Source organism: Vibrio aquaticus (assembly GCF_003970385.1).
Lineage (GTDB): Bacteria > Pseudomonadota > Gammaproteobacteria > Enterobacterales > Vibrionaceae > Vibrio > Vibrio aquaticus.
This window is the reverse complement of the sequence record NZ_RXZH01000003.1, coordinates 158,667-176,188: the sequence shown is the minus strand read 5'-3', so window position 1 is coordinate 176,188 and position 17,522 is coordinate 158,667. Positions and strand designations below refer to the sequence as shown.

Sequence of the window (17,522 nt, the reverse complement as noted above, 5' to 3'; positions counted from 1 at the left end):
CTGCTGCAGCTTCAAGCATGACGGGATTAAAGGTCTTCCGCGCGAATCTGACGATATACCTCTGGCGTTGGCGTATATTCGCCACCAATCGTAATCGCTGCTTTCAATGCGTTCGCTGCTTCTTGCCACTGCTCTTCATTGCGAGCGTGAATCACAGCTAGAGGCTTGTCACTAGACGCTTGTTCACCCAAGCGAATAAAACCATCAAAGCCCACTGCGTAGTCGATTACGTCCGTTGCTACGCGGCGACCACCACCCATAGAAACAACCGCCATACCGATTGCTCGAGTATCCATTGCTGAAACGACACCTGACTCATCAGCAAATACTGGCTTGATGATTTCTGCTTTTTCTAGGTAGTTATCGTAGTTATCAACGAAGTCTGCTGGACCACCAAGACCTGCAACCATCTTGCCGAAGCACTGCGCCGCTTTACCGTTATCGAGAACTTCCATCAGTTTCGCACGCGCGTCTTCTGTGTCATCAGCAAGTTTTGCCAACACCAACATCTCTGCACATGACGCCATCGTGACTTCTAGTAAACGAGGGTTACGGTATTCACCCGTTAGGAACTGAACCGCTTCACGAACTTCTACTGCGTTACCCGCTGAAGAAGCTAGGACTTGATTCATGTCAGTGAGAATTGCTGTTGTCTTAGTGCCAGCGCCGTTTGCTACCGCAACGATTGATTTCGCTAGCTCTTCAGATGCTTCGTAAGTTGGCATAAATGCACCAGAACCCACTTTTACATCCATGACTAGAGACTCGAGGCCCGCAGCCAGTTTCTTAGATAGGATTGACGCTGTGATTAGCGAGATGTTGTCTACTGTCGCGGTAATATCACGAGTCGCGTAAACACGCTTGTCTGCCGGCGCTAGATCGCCAGTTTGACCGATAATCGCTACGCCGGCGTCTTTAGTCACATCACCAAACACTTCATTAGTCGGTGTAATGTTGTAGCCTGGAATTGACTCAAGCTTATCTAGCGTACCGCCTGTGTGACCAAGGCCGCGACCAGAGATCATAGGAACGAAACCACCACAAGCTGCCACCATTGGGCCAAGCATTAGCGAGGTTACATCACCCACACCACCGGTTGAGTGCTTATCAACGATAGGACCACCAAACTCTTTATGGCTCCAATCGATTACCATGCCAGAGTCACGCATTGCACACGTCAGTGCGATACGCTCAGGCATTGTCATTTCGTTGAAAAAAATGGCCATTGCAAATGCCGCGATCTGACCTTCAGATACAGAATTGTTTGCAACACCTTGGATGAAAAAGTTGATTTCTTCGGCTGTTAGAATTTCGCCGTCGCGTTTCTTACGGATAATTTCTTGAGGTAAGTACATTAGATCCTCCCATGCTGTGAGCAGCAAGGTTGTAAGGTAAAGAGGTAATGTGGAGCAGCGAATCACTACTCCACCAAACAGACTTTGTTTTTATAAATTCTCGAATGAGAAAATTAGTAAGCTGCTGGGTCAGCAGTCTCGTCTGTTACTTCTAATGTATTAAGAAGGTTAGTTAGCAGGCTTGATGCACCGAAACGGTAGTGACGAGCATCAACCCAGTTATCACCTAGGATTTCATCTGCCATTGCTAAGTACGCTTGTGCATCTTCTGCTGTACGTACGCCACCTGCTGGTTTGAAACCAACCGTTTCTGCAACGCCCATATCACGAATCACTTCAAGCATCATGCGAGCGTATTCTGGCGTTGCGTTTACTGGCACTTTACCCGTTGACGTTTTAATGAAATCTGCACCCGCTTTGATACAGATTTCAGAAGCTTTCTTAATTAGTGCTTCTTCTTTCAGTTCACCTGTTTCGATGATCACTTTAAGAAGGATGTCACCACACGCTTCTTTACATTGCTTCACAAGTTCGAAGCCAACTTCTTCGTTACCTGCCATTAGCGCACGGTAAGGGAATACTACGTCTACTTCATCCGCACCGTAAGCAACTGCCGCTTTTGTCTCAGCAACTGCGATTTCGATGTCGTCGTTACCGTGTGGGAAGTTAGTTACGGTCGCGATGCGAACGTCTGGTGTACCTTGCTCACGAAGTGTCTTCTTAGCAATAGGAATAAAGCGAGGGTAAATACAGATTGCAGCGGTGTTACCTACTGCTGATTTTGCGTCATGACATAGTGAAATAACTTTCGCGTCAGTATCGTCATCATTCAGCGTAGTTAGGTCCATTAGTTTAAGTGCACGTAGTGCTGCTGCTTTTAAATCGCTCATTTCTATCTCCGATCAATATTCAAAAATTTTACTGCGCAACCTGTCTATTCAAGTTGGCGATGTAGTCATTAATGAACGGACTTGGTTCCTTGAAGACTCAGGGGTAAACAGCGAATTGACCCCTAATTGCTATCCTTGTCACCGCACAGTACCAGTTTGGTCTATGGCACAACAATCTGTGATTGCGGTGTCTAACGTATAAGGGCTAAGCCCTAGCAACTTGAGTTGCTGCCAGCGGCAATCATACTCCTTGTATTAATTATCGCTAGCGAAAAACATTTCAATAAATCTGAATGTATAAAAAGTAGTATGCGAACTCATCAGCGCCACCCTACTTCCTACAACTATACATTATAGATATTCATCGAAAATCTGTAGTTGCTCATAGAGCGCAAACGGTTTGTATCTCAAAAAAGATTCTGTTTAACGTTTGCTCAATCTTATCGATCTCCTAACGCAACGAACCTATTGCCTAAATATAATTAGACTGTTCTCTTTCTAAGGAAAGAAACAAAAAAACCCCGCAGTAACAGAGTTACTACGGGGTTTTGTAAAACGGCGTCTATATAATCTAACTCTACTTTCTTAGAAAGATAGGAAGAAGCCAGCGATAGTCGCTGCCATCAGGTTAGATAGAGTACCAGCAGCTACTGCTTTAACACCCATACGAGCGATGTCGTGACGACGTGCAGGAGCTAGGCTGCCTAGACCACCTAGTAGAATCGCGATAGAAGAAAGGTTTGCGAAACCACATAGTGCGAATGCGATGATTGCTTGAGTCTTCTCAGACATTACCGCACCTGTTGCAGGAACAACTTGTGCTGCATCACCAACGTAAGGTACGAAGTTTAGGTACGCTACGAATTCGTTTACAACCAGTTTTTGACCGATGAAAGAACCAGCAAATGTTGCTTCAGCCCATGGTACACCGATTAGGAATGCTAGAGGTGCAAACAACCAACCTAGTAGTAGTTCTAGAGTTAGGTTCTCCATACCGAACCAACCGCCAACACCACCTAGGATGCCGTTAACTAGTGCGATTAGACCAACGAATGCTAGTAGCATTGCACCAACGTTCAGTGCTAGTTGTAGACCAACTGATGCACCACCTGCTGCTGCGTCGATAACGTTAGCTGGTTTGTCATCACCACCATCAATGTTGTTTTCCAAATCTTCATCTGGAGTGTCAACTTCTGGTTTAATGATTTTAGCGAATAGTAGACCACCTGGTGCTGCCATGAATGATGCTGCTACAAGGTACTCTAGAGGTACACCCATAGATGCGTAACCTGCTAGTACACCACCAGCAACCGACGCAAGACCACCACACATTACTGCGAATAGCTCAGATTGAGTCATTTTAGGAACAAACGGACGTACTACTAGAGGTGCCTCTGTTTGACCTACGAAAATGTTCGCTGCTGCAGACATAGACTCGGCACGTGAAGTACCTAGTGCTTTTTGTAGACCGCCACCAAGAATCTTGATAACCCACTGCATCACACCGATGTAGTAAAGTACAGAAATTAGCGCAGAGAAGAAGATTAGCGTTGGTAGTACTTGGAAAGCAAAGATGAAACCGATACCGTCAACTGAGAAGTTAACTAGGCTTCCGAATAGGAAACCAGTACCGTCTTTACCGTAGTCGATAACGTTTTGTACACCAGCTGAGAAACCAGCTAGAAGGTCACGACCCCATGGTACGTAAAGAACGAAACCACCGATGATGAATTGGATAGCAAATGCGCCACCCACAGTTCTTAGATTGATAGCTTTGCGGTTATCAGACAGTAGTAATGCAATTCCTAGCAATACTGCCATACCGACTAGGCTCATAAACAGGCTCATAGTTTATGACTTCCTTATATGTTATTTATTGGCGTGTTACAAAATGGAGCTCAAAAGCGGGGGTGATTATACTCATCCGTCCATTGATAAAGTAATGCCACCCTCACAGTTTCTAATAAGATTCATGGTGCGTTCACTCATTTACGTGAACAAGATCACCTTTCAATCTCATCCTAATCATCAATCGAACAAATTATTTAGAATTTATTCACAAATACAGAACGCTGAATTGCTATTTTTCCAAACGATTTCAGCAATCGTTTGCTCTGACATTCCTTTTAGCAATGCGACACAGGACAAAATTTCACCTAACATCTTGGGATGATTGGACTTGCCCTGATGACCATTCAGTGGCATGTCGGGAGAATCGGTTTCGAGGACCAAACTCTCCAATGGTAATTGAGCAACGGCTTGTCTGGTTTTGTTGGCTCTTGGATAAGTAATGACTCCCCCAATACCGATGTAGAATCCAAGCGAAATAAACTGCATTGCTTGCTGATAGCTGCCCGAAAAACCGTGTAAAACGCCACCAAACTGAAACTTTTCTTGCTTCAAAATCTGCAATATTCGGTGATGTGTTTTTCTGCTGTGTAACACCAGAGGAAGTTGACAAGATGTTGCGAAACGGACCTGTTCAATAAACACTTTTTCTTGAAGCGCCATATCGACCTTAACCATCGCATCTAACCCGCACTCGCCTACTGCGATGCACTGATGACTGCGTCGATTTAGCCACTCTTTTAAGGTCGGCAATTCGTCAATACTTTGAGGATGAAGAAAATAGGGGTGCATCCCGAGCGCATAATATATATCCGTGTGGCCTGCCGCCATTTGGTGCACTTTGGCCCAATTACTTGAGCCAACAGATGGAACAACAAAGCGTGAAACACCTTGCTCATAGGCAGATTTCAGTTGAGGCTCAAAATCGTCTTGGAAGATGTCAAAATCGAGATGACAGTGGGTATCAAAAAGGCGCATTACTTTTGCGCCTTAGTTTTATCAGGGTTCTCAGCACTTGGGTCAGTGCGATAAGGAACACAGCTGCGCTTATTCTCGGGGGTCAATCCGAGAGACAAACACCAGGCATCATATTTTGCTAATAGACGCTTCAGCCAGCTGCCCATCACCGTCCCCTTCTAGTTCTGCTCTTCTCGTTTAAAGACTAGTTCAGTCGGTGTGGATTCTTCTTCGACAAAGTAATAGCCCGCGGTATCAAACTTGGTTAAATCAGCCACACTGGAAATGCGATTCTCAATGATATAACGCGCCATCATGCCACGCGCCTTCTTCGCGTAAAAGCTGATCACTTTATATTGACCGTTCTTACAGTCTTTGAAGACAGGTGTGATTACTTGGGCATCTAACGCTTTTGGTTTTACTGCTTTGAAGTATTCATTCGACGCAAGATTGATAAGCACGTTATCGCCTTGGGCTTCGATCGCTGCATTGAGCTTATCGGTAATAACGTTACCCCAGAATTGGTAAAGGTTGGTGCCTTTCTCATTCGCAAGCTTGGTGCCCATCTCTAGGCGGTATGGCTGCATCAAGTCTAGAGGCTTTAGCAGGCCGTATAAGCCAGACAGCATACGTAGGTGGGACTGAGCATAATCAAAGTCTTCTTCCGACAATGTTTGCGCATCTAGGCCGGTATAGACATCACCTTTGAATGCCAGAATCGCCTGGCGCGAGTTGTCAGTAGTGAAATTCTCACTCCACTCTTGAAAACGGCCAACGTTCAAATCAGCAATCTTATCGCTGACTTTCATCAAACTCGCTACGTCCGCTGGCGTAAGTTTACGGCAAACGTCGATCAGCTCTTTCGAGTACTCAACTAAATCTGGCTGAGTGAACTTCTCTGTCGCCAGTGGGGATTCATAATCTAAAGTTTTCGCAGGAGAAACGACGATTAACATAACTTTACTCTGTCCATTCTTGTTTTATTGAGTTTAGGGTACAAAAAAAGCCATGCATTGTCTGCATGGCTTTTTGAATCGTTTTAATAGACGTTATCTATAACTATCTACTAGTCTTTCTTGCTCTGATCCCAGATCCCATCTTCAAGCTGAGATTTCAGCTCAGGGAAGTCGTTCGAGTCAAACGTTGGCACTTTGCCTTCATCTAACTGACGGTTGTAGTCTTTCGCAAGCTTAATAACGATGCCTGATAGCAGAAGAATCGCCACTAAGTTAACAATCGCCATTAGACCCATCGATACGTCTGCAAGCGCCCAAACAACCGGTAGTGACGCTACTGCACCGAACATTACCATGCCTAGCACAACGATACGGAAGATACCTAGACCCGCTTTGTGGTTGTGCTCAAGGAAGATCAGGTTTGTTTCAGCGTAAGAGTAGTTCGCAATAATTGAAGTAAATGCGAAGAAGAAAATCGCTACTGCAACGAAGATGCCGCCCCACTCACCAACTTGAGAGCTTAGTGCACTCTGAGTCAGTTCGATACCCGTTACTTCACCGTGCGGTACATATTCACCTGACATTAGGATGATAGCCACAGTTGCAGAACAGATAACGATCGTATCCATGAACACACCTAGCATTTGCACATAACCTTGTGAAGCTGGGTGCGGCGGGTAAGGCGTTGCTGATGCTGCCGCGTTTGGCGCAGAACCCATACCTGCTTCGTTCGAGAATAGACCACGTTTAATACCGTTGATCATTGCTTGAGCGATCGCGTAACCTAAACCACCTGCCGCAGCTTCTTGCAGACCAAATGCACTCTTGAAGATCAGCGTCAGAACCGCTGGAAGCTTCTCTAGGTTCATCATCATGACGAACAATGCAAGCAGTAGGTAAGCCAATGCCATGATTGGAACAACCAATTCTGCAACGCGTGCAATACGCTTGATACCACCGAAGATAACGATAGAAGACAGTAGTACAACCACAACACCTACATAGGTGTCCTCCCAACCGAATGCGTTGTGCATTGCATTTGCGATAGAGTTCGCTTGCACTGCGTTAAACACAAGGCCGAATGCGATAATTAGGAATACTGAGAACAGTACACCCATCCAGCGCATACCTAGACCTTTTTCCATGTAGTACGCAGGACCGCCGCGGTAGTTACCATCGTCGTCTTTTGTTTTGTATAGCTGTGCTAATGTGCTCTCTGCAAATGACGTTGCCATACCTAGCATCGCAATCAGCCACATCCAGAAAATCGCGCCTGGGCCACCAGCGGTTAGAGCAACTGCAACACCAGCCATGTTACCTGTACCAACACGTGCAGCTAAGCTTGTACAAAGTGCTTGGAAAGAAGAGATACCCGCTTTGTCTGCTTTACGGCTGTTCTTAAGAACAGAGAACATGTGGCCAAAGTGACGGAACTGAATAAACCCTAAACGAACAGTAAAGTAAATTCCGACACCAACTAATAGATAAACAAGAATAGAACCCCAAAGTAGGTCATTCATTAAGTTAATTAAGTCTGTCATAACATCCTCATAGTGAGTTTTCGCCGACCTATGCTTCCAAGCCATCCATCTAACCGCCTAACTGAGTGTCAAGGTTGCTCAGTCTTTGTGTTGTTGTTTTATGCGGTATAGACCTGTAAAAAGCGCTTCATGCTTCCATTTTACGTGTCAGCGTATTTTTTGACGGGCGGATAATGCAGCGAAGAAAGACAAAAATCAATATGCATCAAGGATTATATTCTTGCTATTTTTCACTAGATAGTCACCGAAACTTAACAACACACAATCACAACAACCAACATCAATAAAACAAAAAATTAATCATTCGACTACATCCTCTGTTTCATAGTGCTGCGTTGCGCTTTTCACCAGTTGAAACGCCGATGCCTTACTGTACAAGGCATTCGTTACATTAATAAAAACAACAAACGGTAAAAAACCAACTCAGGGGTTAGCCCACTAAGCACCCAGATGAATAATGAACCTCTTTATATAAAATCACACATCCATGTAACAAACCCTATTTTGCTATTTAATCGTTTTCGTCAATTCGATCGCTCAAAAAAACACCATCACTATCCCCGTTTTTTGTGACTCTCACGCACATTATGCGTAAAAGCTTCATTGAAACGTAACAAATGAGAAACGAATCAAAGTTACGGTAGATTTAGATATGGTATTAAAAACATTCCCCAGGTAGAGGGAATAAAAAATCATAAAGAGGTCGCTTATGGAAGGCTTAAACTTTGAAGAAATTTTTGAACAGGACTTACCAAAAGGAAGAGGTGGGCGTTCGAAACCAGTAAAACGTAAATGGCGAGAAATCGAAGCAATTAAAGACCGCCAACGCTTACAAAAAGAGTTAATGGATATGGATATCGGCTTTGATGATTCACACGGTGTCGAATACTAGATAAAAGAGGCGCAATGCCTCTTTTTCATTTCTAGTCACGGAGTAATTTAGGTGCTCTCATGCGCGTTTTGATGAATGCGTGAGGCGAGTTGTTGATACTGCTCTGCTATTGTAGAGCCAAAGACAGGATCGTCTTCACATACACTCCACTGCTCTTCAACCGACTGCCAATCCTTAACAGTGAAAGTCTCGATAAGACGAGGAAATATCTTTTGTTCTTCTAGCTCCAAGTGCTTTTTCTGAGCATCTAAAAAAGCCTCCAACTGCTCAATGAAGATCTCTTGAGGAACCACCGCATCTTGTAAAACCATCTCAACAACATTCAGAAAATCATGGGTAATGCGTGACAACGCCTCATGTTCAGACTCTAGGTTTTCAATATCTTGGTGGTGACCATAATGGGTAAGGTAATAGTGGTAGAGAATATCCTCTTTAGGGTGGTGCACTTTCTCTGAGTGATTCGCGAGGTAATCGACCACTTCCTTTAGAACCGCGTAGTTTACCGCTCTTTCATCTTTAAGCACGGCGAGCTTATGCCTTAAGATCGCCAATAACTTCACCATATACCCATGTTCTCTTTTAATCCGTTCAATCATCATAGCGCTCTCCTTAACACTTACTTTTATTAAGCTTATTAGAGATACCGGTAAAGCGCTTTGATCTTGTTCGAATTTTAATCTATTTTCGAGATTCAGTTACTCAACGGTCACATCAAGGGGAAGTTTCCAGTCAATTGGCGTCTTATTCTGCGCTAATAGAATGTCATTGGCTTGAGAGAAATGACGACAACCGAAGAAGCCTCGGTAGGCCGAAAGTGGTGACGGGTGCGGACCAGACAAAACATGATGCTTACTACGATCAATAAATTGGCCTTTCTTTTGAGCGTGAGCGCCCCACAGCAGAAATACAACGCCCTGTTGATGCTGGTTAATCGCTTCAATGACTTTATCTGTAAACGTTTCCCAGCCACTTTTTGCATGGGAGTGAGCTTTGCCCTGCTCGACCGTTAAAACCGTATTGAGAAGAAGCACTCCTTGCTGCGCCCAGCTTTGCAGATAGCCATGCGATGGAATTTCAAACCCTTCGATATCTTGAACCAGTTCTTTATACATATTAACTAAAGACGGAGGCACTTTAATTCCTGGCCGTACAGAGAAACTTAAGCCGTGTGCTTGGTTTGGTCCGTGATAAGGGTCTTGCCCCAAAATCACCACTTTGACTTGTGAAAACTCAGTGGCTTTGAATGCGTTGAACACATCATTAGTAGCTGGAAAGACTGTTTTACCGGCAGCACGTTCAGATTCAACAAAAGCGAGTGTCTGTTTGAAGTATTGCTGCTCTTTCTCAGCACCAATAACATCATGCCAAGTCATGGAAGTATTCATCGATCGTTCCTTCTTCTCTATTTACTCCGTAATTGTCGCAAAATAGAAAGAAGGAACAAAGAGGTTAATGCTTCTGAGGGGTACGGTAGTGACCTTGACCTGAAATATGACGATTCGGCATCGGAAAACGAACCGGGCGTGCAGAGAAATAAGTGTGAGTATATGGCATGGTGAAATCCTCATTTTGCAAACTCAATAGAAAATAAGAAAGATCCATGCCAGCTTTACTTTACTCGGCGATCTCCGCCAACGCTTGCAAATGAAATTGTCGCATTTGGTTGATCTCTTGCGACCACAAATCAGGTTCTATTGTCTCTAAAATCAGTGGGATACCGTCAAAGCGAGGATCTTTTGAGATGTACTCGAAACAGTCCCATCCAATTGCGCCCTTGCCTAACGCATCGTGTCTGTCGACTTTGCCGCCTAAGGCAATTTTTGAATCATTGATGTGCATTGCACGCAAATATTGCATACCAACCACACGGTCAAACTCAGCGAAGGTTACTTCACACGCGTCAAAGCTCGTTAAATCATAGCCTGCGGCAAACGTATGGCAGGTGTCGAGACACACTCCGACACGCGACTTATCTTCCACCTGTTCAATGATTTGTGCTAAGTGTTCAAAACGCCAACCAAGGTTTGTTCCTTGCCCTGCAGTATTCTCAATCACAGCGATAACATCCGGAACCGCTTGATGTGCTAAATTGATCGATTCCGCAATCTTAGCCAAACACTCATCTTCAGAAATTTTCTTTAAATGACTCCCAGGATGAAAATTGAGCAGAGTCAAACCGAGTTGCTGACAGCGTTCCATTTCATCAATAAACGCAGCCCTCGACTTTTCTAACTTCTCCTCTTCCGGCGCACCTAAGTTTATTAGGTAGGAGTCATGAGGAAGAATCTGGTCGCTACTATAACCCAGCATTTTACAGTTGGCTTTAAACGCACTAATGGTACTCGCCTCTAGAGGTTTAGCGACCCATTGACGCTGATTCTTAGTGAAAAGGGCAAATGCATTCGCACCAATTTCTCTCGCTCGCAATGGCGCTTGATCGACACCACCAGCCGCTGATACGTGAGCACCAATAAATTTATTTCCGTACTGTTTTTTTACCATTGTTACTTAATCACTTTGTACTTTCAGTCTAAGGGCCTATTTACCATCATTTAGATGATACAGCTCAAGTTATGAACTATTTTTGTAGTAAATTTACAACAAAAATAGTTATTAAATAATTTTTATAATATCAAATAAATTGTAACTATATTGTTTTCAAAGATTTTATTGATTTAGAACAAGAAAATAACCTTTGTAAAAATAGTGTTTTTGGTTGTTTTTTGACTTAAATCAATATTACCATAAGGGATATTCGCTATATAATACGTAGCTCGACAAAATTCGAAAGTTAACACCAAACAACCACTCAAGTGGACTAGGAGATAGTAATGATCCAAGGTATTCAAATCACTAAAGCAGCTAACGATGACCTACTTAACTCAATCTGGCTACTAGATAGCGAAAAGAATGAAGCACGTTGCGTTGCAGCAAACTCTGGTTTCGAAGCAGACCAAGTAATCGCGATCAACGACCTAGGTGATTACGAGAGCCGTGAAGTGGCAATCGAAACAGCTCCACGTATCGAAGGTGGCCAACACCTAAACGTTAACGTTCTTAAGCGTGAAACGCTAGAAGACGCCGTTGCTCACCCAGAGAACTACCCTCAGCTAACAATCCGTGTATCTGGTTACGCTGTGCGTTTCAACTCTCTAACGACAGAGCAGCAACGCGACGTTATCGCACGTACTTTCACTGAGTCTCTATAATTCTCAGTCAACGATATTTGAAAAAGGCGCTCAGTGAGCGCCTTTTTTATTTCTACTGAATCAAAGAAACCAGCCAATCATGATGTTGTTCCCACAACAGTTTAATCGCCATCAACATCGACATCACGATCACTAATGGGCGAATCCATTTTTGACCTTTGGTGACCACCACTTTTGCTCCAAGCTGCGCACCAATAAAGCCACCAACAGCCATCACCAACCCTAATTCCCACACTGGTAGACCTGCGATAACAAAGAAGATCAGCGCTGCGATGTTCGAGGTAAAGTTAAGCACCTTAGTTCGTGCTGTCGCATCCACTAAGGAGAAATGTCCTAACGCCACAAAGCAGACCGTAAATATTGATCCTGTGCCTGGGCCAAAGAAACCATCGTAGAAGCCAACCCCGCCACCAACACAGAAGGCAAACATCGCTTCAGAGAGTTTCGCTGTACCTTTCTGCTCTTTCGCTTTTGGCATCATCAAGAAATAAAGAGAGATAGCGACCAATAGAAGTGGGATTAAGCTCGTTAAGATGCCCGCATCAATGTATTGCACCACTTCAGCACCAACGGCTGAACCGACAAAGGTGCAAAGAATAGCAAACCGCAGTTCCCTGATACTGACGATGCCATTGCGGACAAAATACCAACTGGCCGAAAAACTGCCAAAAGAACTTTGCAGCTTGTTCGTCGCCAATGCTTGCGTTGGGGGAATACCAGCCGCTAACAATGCAGGAAGAGTGATAAGCCCACCACCACCCGCCATGGCATCAATAAAGCCAGCAAGGGTCGCAACAAAAAAAAGTAGCGCCAAAATCTCGAAAGTCAGTTCCATTTGAGTCATTTACGAAGTTGTTAGAGTCCTCGATAAAATATCATCAATTGGTCAAAGCTGTTATCAAAATCCATTGTTATGACAAACATATAACAACTCCGCCACTTGCAGAACGTACCTGTCTAACCAGCTAATTAGAAACGTAAAAAAGCCCACTCCGAAAAGTGGGCTCTGAGCATTTCTCTTCGCTAACTTCAGTTCAAGTTAGCTGAGATAAACAAATTAAGCTTGAGAAGCTTTCACCTGTGCGTGTAGCTCTTGAACTGAAGTGACTGACGTCTTCGCGTCTGCTGTGTGCGCCATACAAGTCGCGAATGCAGCGTTTAGCGTAGTCGTGTAGTTCACTTTCTCAGCAAGTGCGCCACGACGAAGTACTTTAGAATCTTCAATCGCTTGACGGCCAGCTGCAGTGTTCACGATGTAGGTGTACTCGTTGTTCTTGATACGGTCAAGAATGTGAGGACGACCTTCGTGTACCTTGTTTACTAGACGTGGGTTGATGCCCGCTTCGCCTAGAATAACGGCGGTACCGTGAGTTGCGTCTAGCTGGTAACCAAGCTTAGATAGCTTAGAGGCTAGGTCAACAACACGCTCTTTGTCGCCTTCGCGAACAGAAAGAAGTGCACGGCCGCCTTCTGGGTAGATGTTGCCACAACCCAACTCAGCTTTAGAGTATGCTTCTGCGAACGTCGCGCCAACACCCATAACTTCACCAGTAGAGCGCATTTCTGGGCCTAACAGTGGGTCAACACCAGGGAACTTGTTGAATGGAAGTACCACTTCTTTTACTGAGTAATAAGGTGGAATGATTTCTTTGGTAAAGCCTTGAGACTCTAACGATTGACCCGCCATTACACGAGCGGCAATCTTAGCGATTGGCGCGCCAGTTGCTTTCGATACGAATGGAACCGTACGTGCTGCACGAGGGTTAACCTCGATTAGGTACACTTCATTGTTCTTAACAGCAAACTGCGTATTCATTAGACCACGAACACCCAACTCGAACGCTAGCTTTTCAACTTGCTCGCGCATTACGTCTTGGATTTCTTGGCTTAGCGTATATGCAGGAAGAGAACATGCTGAGTCACCTGAGTGAACACCCGCTTGTTCGATGTGCTCCATGATACCGCCGATAACTACGCGCTCACCGTCACAGATAGCATCGATATCGACTTCAACTGCGTCGTCTAGGAAGCTATCAAGAAGAACTGGAGATTCGTTCGATACGCTTACTGCTTCGTTGAAGTAACGACGTAGGTCTTGCTCGTCGTATACGATTTCCATCGCACGACCACCAAGTACGTATGAAGGACGTACAACCAATGGGAAGCCGATTTCGCGAGATTTCTCTACCGCTTGTTCCATTGTTGTTACTGTCGCGTTCTCTGGCTGTAGAAGACCTAGGCGGTCAACTGCAACTTGGAAACGCTCACGGTCTTCTGCACGGTCGATTGCATCAGGGCTAGTACCGATGATTGGCACGCCAGCCGCTTCAAGTGCGCGAGCCAGTTTAAGTGGTGTTTGACCACCGTACTGAACGATAACGCCCTTTGGCTTCTCAACGCGAGCGATTGCTAGTACATCTTCCAGAGTGACTGGTTCGAAGTACAAACGGTCAGAGGTGTCGTAATCCGTTGAAACAGTCTCAGGGTTACAGTTAACCATGATAGTCTCAAAGCCATCTTCACGTAGAGCTAGTGATGCGTGTACACAACAGTAGTCAAATTCAATACCTTGGCCGATACGGTTTGGACCGCCGCCCAGAATCATGATTTTGTCTTTATCTGTTGGGTTTGCTTCACACTCGTCATCGTAAGATGAGTACATGTAAGCCGTATCTGAAGAGAACTCAGCCGCACACGTATCAACACGCTTGTACACTGGGTGGATATCGTATTGGTCACGCAGACGACGAATTTCGCTTTCTGCTACACCTAAAATCTTAGATAGGCGCGCATCAGCAAAGCCTTTACGCTTCAGCTTGTTTAGCTCGTCTTTGTTCAGACCAGCAAAGCCTTTCGCTTTAAGTTCTTGCTCAAGCTTAACGATGTCTTCGATTTGAACTAGGAACCAACGGTCGATTTGCGTTAGGTTGAATACACCATCTACAGACATACCCGCACGGAATGCATCCGCGATGTACCAAATACGCTCTGCGCCTGCTTCTTTCAGTTCGTGACGGATAGTCGTTAGAGCGTCAGGTGCATCTAGGTCTACCATTTCGTCAAAACCAGTCGCGCCAACTTCTAGGCCGCGAAGTGCTTTTTGTAGAGATTCTTGTTGGTTACGGCCGATAGCCATAACTTCACCAACAGACTTCATTTGCGTCGTTAGACGGTCGTTAGCACCTGCAAATTTCTCGAAGTTGAAACGAGGAATCTTAGTGACTACGTAGTCGATGGTTGGTTCGAATGATGCTGGCGTTGCGCCGCCAGTGATGTCATTCATTAGCTCGTCTAGCGTGAAGCCAACAGCCAGTTTCGCTGCAATCTTAGCGATTGGGAAACCTGTCGCTTTAGACGCGAGTGCTGAAGAGCGAGATACACGTGGGTTCATCTCGATGATAACCATGCGGCCATCTTTCGGGTTGATACCAAACTGTACGTTTGAACCACCTGTTTCAACACCAATCTCACGCAGTACCGCTAGAGAAGCGTTACGCATCAGTTGGTATTCTTTGTCTGTTAGAGTTTGTGCTGGTGCAACTGTGATTGAGTCACCCGTGTGGATACCCATTGGGTCAAAGTTTTCAATCGCACATACGATGATACAGTTGTCGTTTTTGTCACGAACCACTTCCATCTCGTACTCTTTCCAACCGATAAGAGATTCATCGATGAGAAGTTCGTTGGTTGGAGATAGGTCCAAACCACGACGACAGATTTCTTCAAATTCTTCTTTGTTGTAAGCGATACCACCGCCTGTACCACCCATAGTGAATGATGGACGGATGATACAAGGGAAGCCAACCATGTCTAAAACTTTGTAAGCTTCTTCCATGCTTTTCGCTGTATCAGCAGTTGGACACTCTAGACCAATTGCTTTCATTGCTTTATCAAAGCGTGAACGGTCTTCTGCTTTATCGATAGCGTCAGCCGTTGCACCAATCATCTCTACACCGAACTCTTCAAGAACACCGTATTTCTCTAGGTCTAGTGCACAGTTAAGTGCTGTTTGGCCGCCCATTGTAGGTAGAACTGCATCTGGCTTCTCTTTCGCAATGATGTTGCGAACAACTTCCCATTGGATAGGCTCGATGTAAGTTGCATCAGCCATATCAGGGTCAGTCATGATGGTCGCTGGGTTCGAGTTTACAAGAATAACTCGGTAACCTTCTTCGCGAAGCGCTTTACAAGCTTGAGCACCAGAGTAATCGAACTCACATGCTTGGCCGATAACGATCGGGCCAGCACCTAGAATTAGAATACTTTTAATGTCAGTACGTTTTGGCATTGTCTACTACTCCGAATTACGCTGTGTGCTGTTTAATTAGTTCAATGAAGTGGTCAAATAACGGCGCTGCGTCTTCTGGACCTGGGCTTGCTTCTGGGTGACCTTGGAAGCTAAATGCTGGTTTGTCTGTACGGTGGATACCTTGTAGAGAACCATCAAATAGAGACTTGTGCGTTGCACGTAGGTTTTCAGGAAGCGTCTCTTCGTCAGCAGCAAAGCCGTGGTTTTGCGAAGTAATCATCACAACATCACGATCTAAATCTTTAACTGGGTGGTTTGCACCGTGGTGACCAAACTTCATCTTCACTGTCTTAGCGCCTGACGCAAGAGCAAGAATTTGGTGGCCTAGACAGATACCAAAGATTGGTAAACCTGTATCTAGGAACACTTTTGTCGCTTCAATTGCGTAAGTACATGGTTCTGGGTCACCAGGGCCATTTGAAAGGAATACACCGTCTGGGTTTAGTGCAAGCACTTCTTCAGCAGAAGTTTCAGCAGGAACAACCGTTAGGCGGCAACCGCGGTCAACGAGCATTCGTAGGATATTTCGTTTTGCACCGAAGTCATAAGCAACAACGTGGTATGGCAATTCTGAGTCTGCTTTCGCTTCAGGAAGTCCACCCGTAAGCGTCCACGAACCTTGTTTCCATTGATACGCTTCTTTTGTTGTAACTTCTTTCGCAAGGTCCATACCTTTCAGGCCAGGGAATTCTTTTGCTTTAGCGAGAGCCAAAGCTTCATCTAAGTTGTTACCCGCCACGATGCAACCATTCTGTGCGCCTTTTTCACGAAGAATACGCGTCAGCTTACGAGTGTCGATATCAGCGATACCAACAACGTTTTGCGACTTAAGATAATCAGAAAGGGATTGTTCATTACGGAAGTTAGAAGCGATAAGAGGAAGATCGCGAATCACAAGGCCTTGAGCGTGGATTGAAGAGGATTCTTCATCTTCGGAGTTGGTTCCGGTATTGCCAATGTGAGGGTAAGTAAGGGTAACGATTTGTTGAGAGTAGGAAGGATCAGTGAGGATTTCTTGGTACCCCGTCATCGAGGTATTAAAAACGACTTCACCAACTGCAGAACCTACAGCGCCAATGGCTTCACCGTGAAATACTGTCCCATCTTCTAGGACAAGTAGTGCTGACTTTTTCAAGACAACCTCCAGAAATAAATATGCATTAAAATTGATTTAATTTGCAAATCTACCTTCCTGAAACACCAGAAACTGCGTGTTTATGGAAATTAGACAAATTGGCGGTATTTTAGTGATCATGATGAAACCTGTCAATACAGTCTCAAAAATAAATTTAATATTTAGGAGCCTTAAATCAAAAAACCGATTTAGAAGGCCAAAACACAAGGTTTAGTGCCACTTTAACGGACTAATGGTTAATGATTAATGAAATCATCATTTCCCAGCAAATCTTAGATCACACTTTTATCGACAAAATTAGCGCAAACGATGCAACACCATTATTTACCCTTACTTTCACGCAACTCAAAGAAAAAACGCACCTTAACCCATAAAAGCAACAACAAACCCCTTCATTCTAACGCGTTATTTTCGAAGAAATACTAATAGC

The 17,522-nt window shown here is 44.7% G+C and carries 15 protein-coding genes; 2 read left to right on the top strand and 13 right to left on the bottom strand.

Annotated features, from left to right (window positions below; translation table 11 throughout):
* Positions 1 to 26: 26 nt before the first annotated feature.
* The 7 genes from deoA to EJ063_RS09740 all read right to left on the bottom strand — a co-directional run bounded on the left by deoA (position 27) and on the right by EJ063_RS09740 (position 7,547).
* Positions 27 to 1,355 carry a thymidine phosphorylase gene (gene deoA, locus EJ063_RS09765; RefSeq protein ID WP_126574102.1) on the bottom strand — a complete coding sequence of 443 codons (1,329 nt, stop codon included), beginning with the start codon at positions 1,353 to 1,355 and terminating at the stop codon, positions 27 to 29.
* 113 nt (positions 1,356 to 1,468) lie between these two features.
* On the bottom strand, positions 1,469 to 2,245 hold the full coding sequence (gene deoC, locus EJ063_RS09760; protein WP_053440112.1) for a deoxyribose-phosphate aldolase: 777 nt from the start codon (positions 2,243 to 2,245) through the stop codon (positions 1,469 to 1,471).
* A gap of 585 nt (positions 2,246 to 2,830) precedes the next feature.
* Complete coding sequence (locus tag EJ063_RS09755; RefSeq protein WP_126574101.1) at positions 2,831 to 4,093, bottom strand: NupC/NupG family nucleoside CNT transporter; 1,263 nt, start codon at positions 4,091 to 4,093, stop codon at positions 2,831 to 2,833.
* Between the two features lie 204 nt (positions 4,094 to 4,297).
* Positions 4,298 to 5,071 (bottom strand): TatD family hydrolase, encoded by a 774-nt coding sequence (locus tag EJ063_RS09750; RefSeq protein WP_126574100.1) that lies wholly within the window; start codon positions 5,069 to 5,071, stop codon positions 4,298 to 4,300.
* A complete protein-coding gene (locus EJ063_RS20885) occupies positions 5,071 to 5,217 on the bottom strand; it encodes a DUF5363 family protein (protein ID WP_158675997.1) in 147 nt (48 codons plus the stop codon). The genes EJ063_RS09750 and EJ063_RS20885 overlap by 1 nt, the downstream gene beginning before the upstream one ends.
* Before the next feature lie 12 nt (positions 5,218 to 5,229).
* Complete coding sequence (gene yaaA, locus EJ063_RS09745; RefSeq protein WP_126574099.1) at positions 5,230 to 6,006, bottom strand: peroxide stress protein YaaA; 777 nt, start codon at positions 6,004 to 6,006, stop codon at positions 5,230 to 5,232.
* A 110-nt stretch (positions 6,007 to 6,116) separates the two neighbouring features.
* Positions 6,117 to 7,547, bottom strand: coding sequence for an alanine/glycine:cation symporter family protein (locus tag EJ063_RS09740; RefSeq protein ID WP_126574098.1), 1,431 nt, complete (start codon positions 7,545 to 7,547; stop codon positions 6,117 to 6,119).
* Positions 7,548 to 8,256: 709 nt separating this feature from the next.
* Between EJ063_RS09740 and EJ063_RS09735 the strand changes: the two genes are divergently transcribed.
* Entirely contained in the window at positions 8,257 to 8,439 is a 183-nt protein-coding gene (locus tag EJ063_RS09735) for a DUF3545 family protein (protein ID WP_126574097.1), read from the top strand.
* Between the two features lie 47 nt (positions 8,440 to 8,486).
* Here EJ063_RS09735 and EJ063_RS09730 read toward each other — a convergent pair whose 3' ends face one another.
* From EJ063_RS09730 to nfo, 3 genes are all read right to left on the bottom strand, one after another.
* Complete coding sequence (locus EJ063_RS09730) at positions 8,487 to 9,038, bottom strand: hemerythrin domain-containing protein (protein ID WP_126574096.1); 552 nt, start codon at positions 9,036 to 9,038, stop codon at positions 8,487 to 8,489.
* Between the two features lie 96 nt (positions 9,039 to 9,134).
* Positions 9,135 to 9,824: a uracil-DNA glycosylase gene (gene ung, locus EJ063_RS09725; RefSeq protein ID WP_126574095.1), complete on the bottom strand. Its 690-nt coding sequence runs from the start codon at positions 9,822 to 9,824 to the stop codon at positions 9,135 to 9,137.
* A gap of 229 nt (positions 9,825 to 10,053) precedes the next feature.
* Positions 10,054 to 10,941: a deoxyribonuclease IV gene (gene nfo, locus EJ063_RS09720; protein WP_126574094.1), complete on the bottom strand. Its 888-nt coding sequence runs from the start codon at positions 10,939 to 10,941 to the stop codon at positions 10,054 to 10,056.
* Between the two features lie 329 nt (positions 10,942 to 11,270).
* Here nfo and grcA point away from each other — a divergent pair, with 329 nt between their 5' ends.
* On the top strand, positions 11,271 to 11,648 hold the full coding sequence (gene grcA, locus EJ063_RS09715; protein ID WP_053440121.1) for an autonomous glycyl radical cofactor GrcA: 378 nt from the start codon (positions 11,271 to 11,273) through the stop codon (positions 11,646 to 11,648).
* Positions 11,649 to 11,700: 52 nt separating this feature from the next.
* Here grcA and EJ063_RS09710 read toward each other — a convergent pair whose 3' ends face one another.
* The 3 genes from EJ063_RS09710 to carA form a co-directional block, all read right to left on the bottom strand.
* Complete coding sequence (locus tag EJ063_RS09710) at positions 11,701 to 12,483, bottom strand: TSUP family transporter (RefSeq protein ID WP_126574093.1); 783 nt, start codon at positions 12,481 to 12,483, stop codon at positions 11,701 to 11,703.
* A gap of 222 nt (positions 12,484 to 12,705) precedes the next feature.
* The gene (carB, locus tag EJ063_RS09705) at positions 12,706 to 15,936 is read right to left on the bottom strand and encodes a carbamoyl-phosphate synthase large subunit (RefSeq protein WP_126574092.1); all 3,231 of its coding nucleotides are present in this window, start codon (positions 15,934 to 15,936) and stop codon (positions 12,706 to 12,708) included.
* A gap of 16 nt (positions 15,937 to 15,952) precedes the next feature.
* Complete coding sequence (gene carA, locus EJ063_RS09700) at positions 15,953 to 17,092, bottom strand: glutamine-hydrolyzing carbamoyl-phosphate synthase small subunit (RefSeq protein ID WP_126574091.1); 1,140 nt, start codon at positions 17,090 to 17,092, stop codon at positions 15,953 to 15,955.
* Between the last annotated feature and the right edge of the window lie 430 nt (positions 17,093 to 17,522).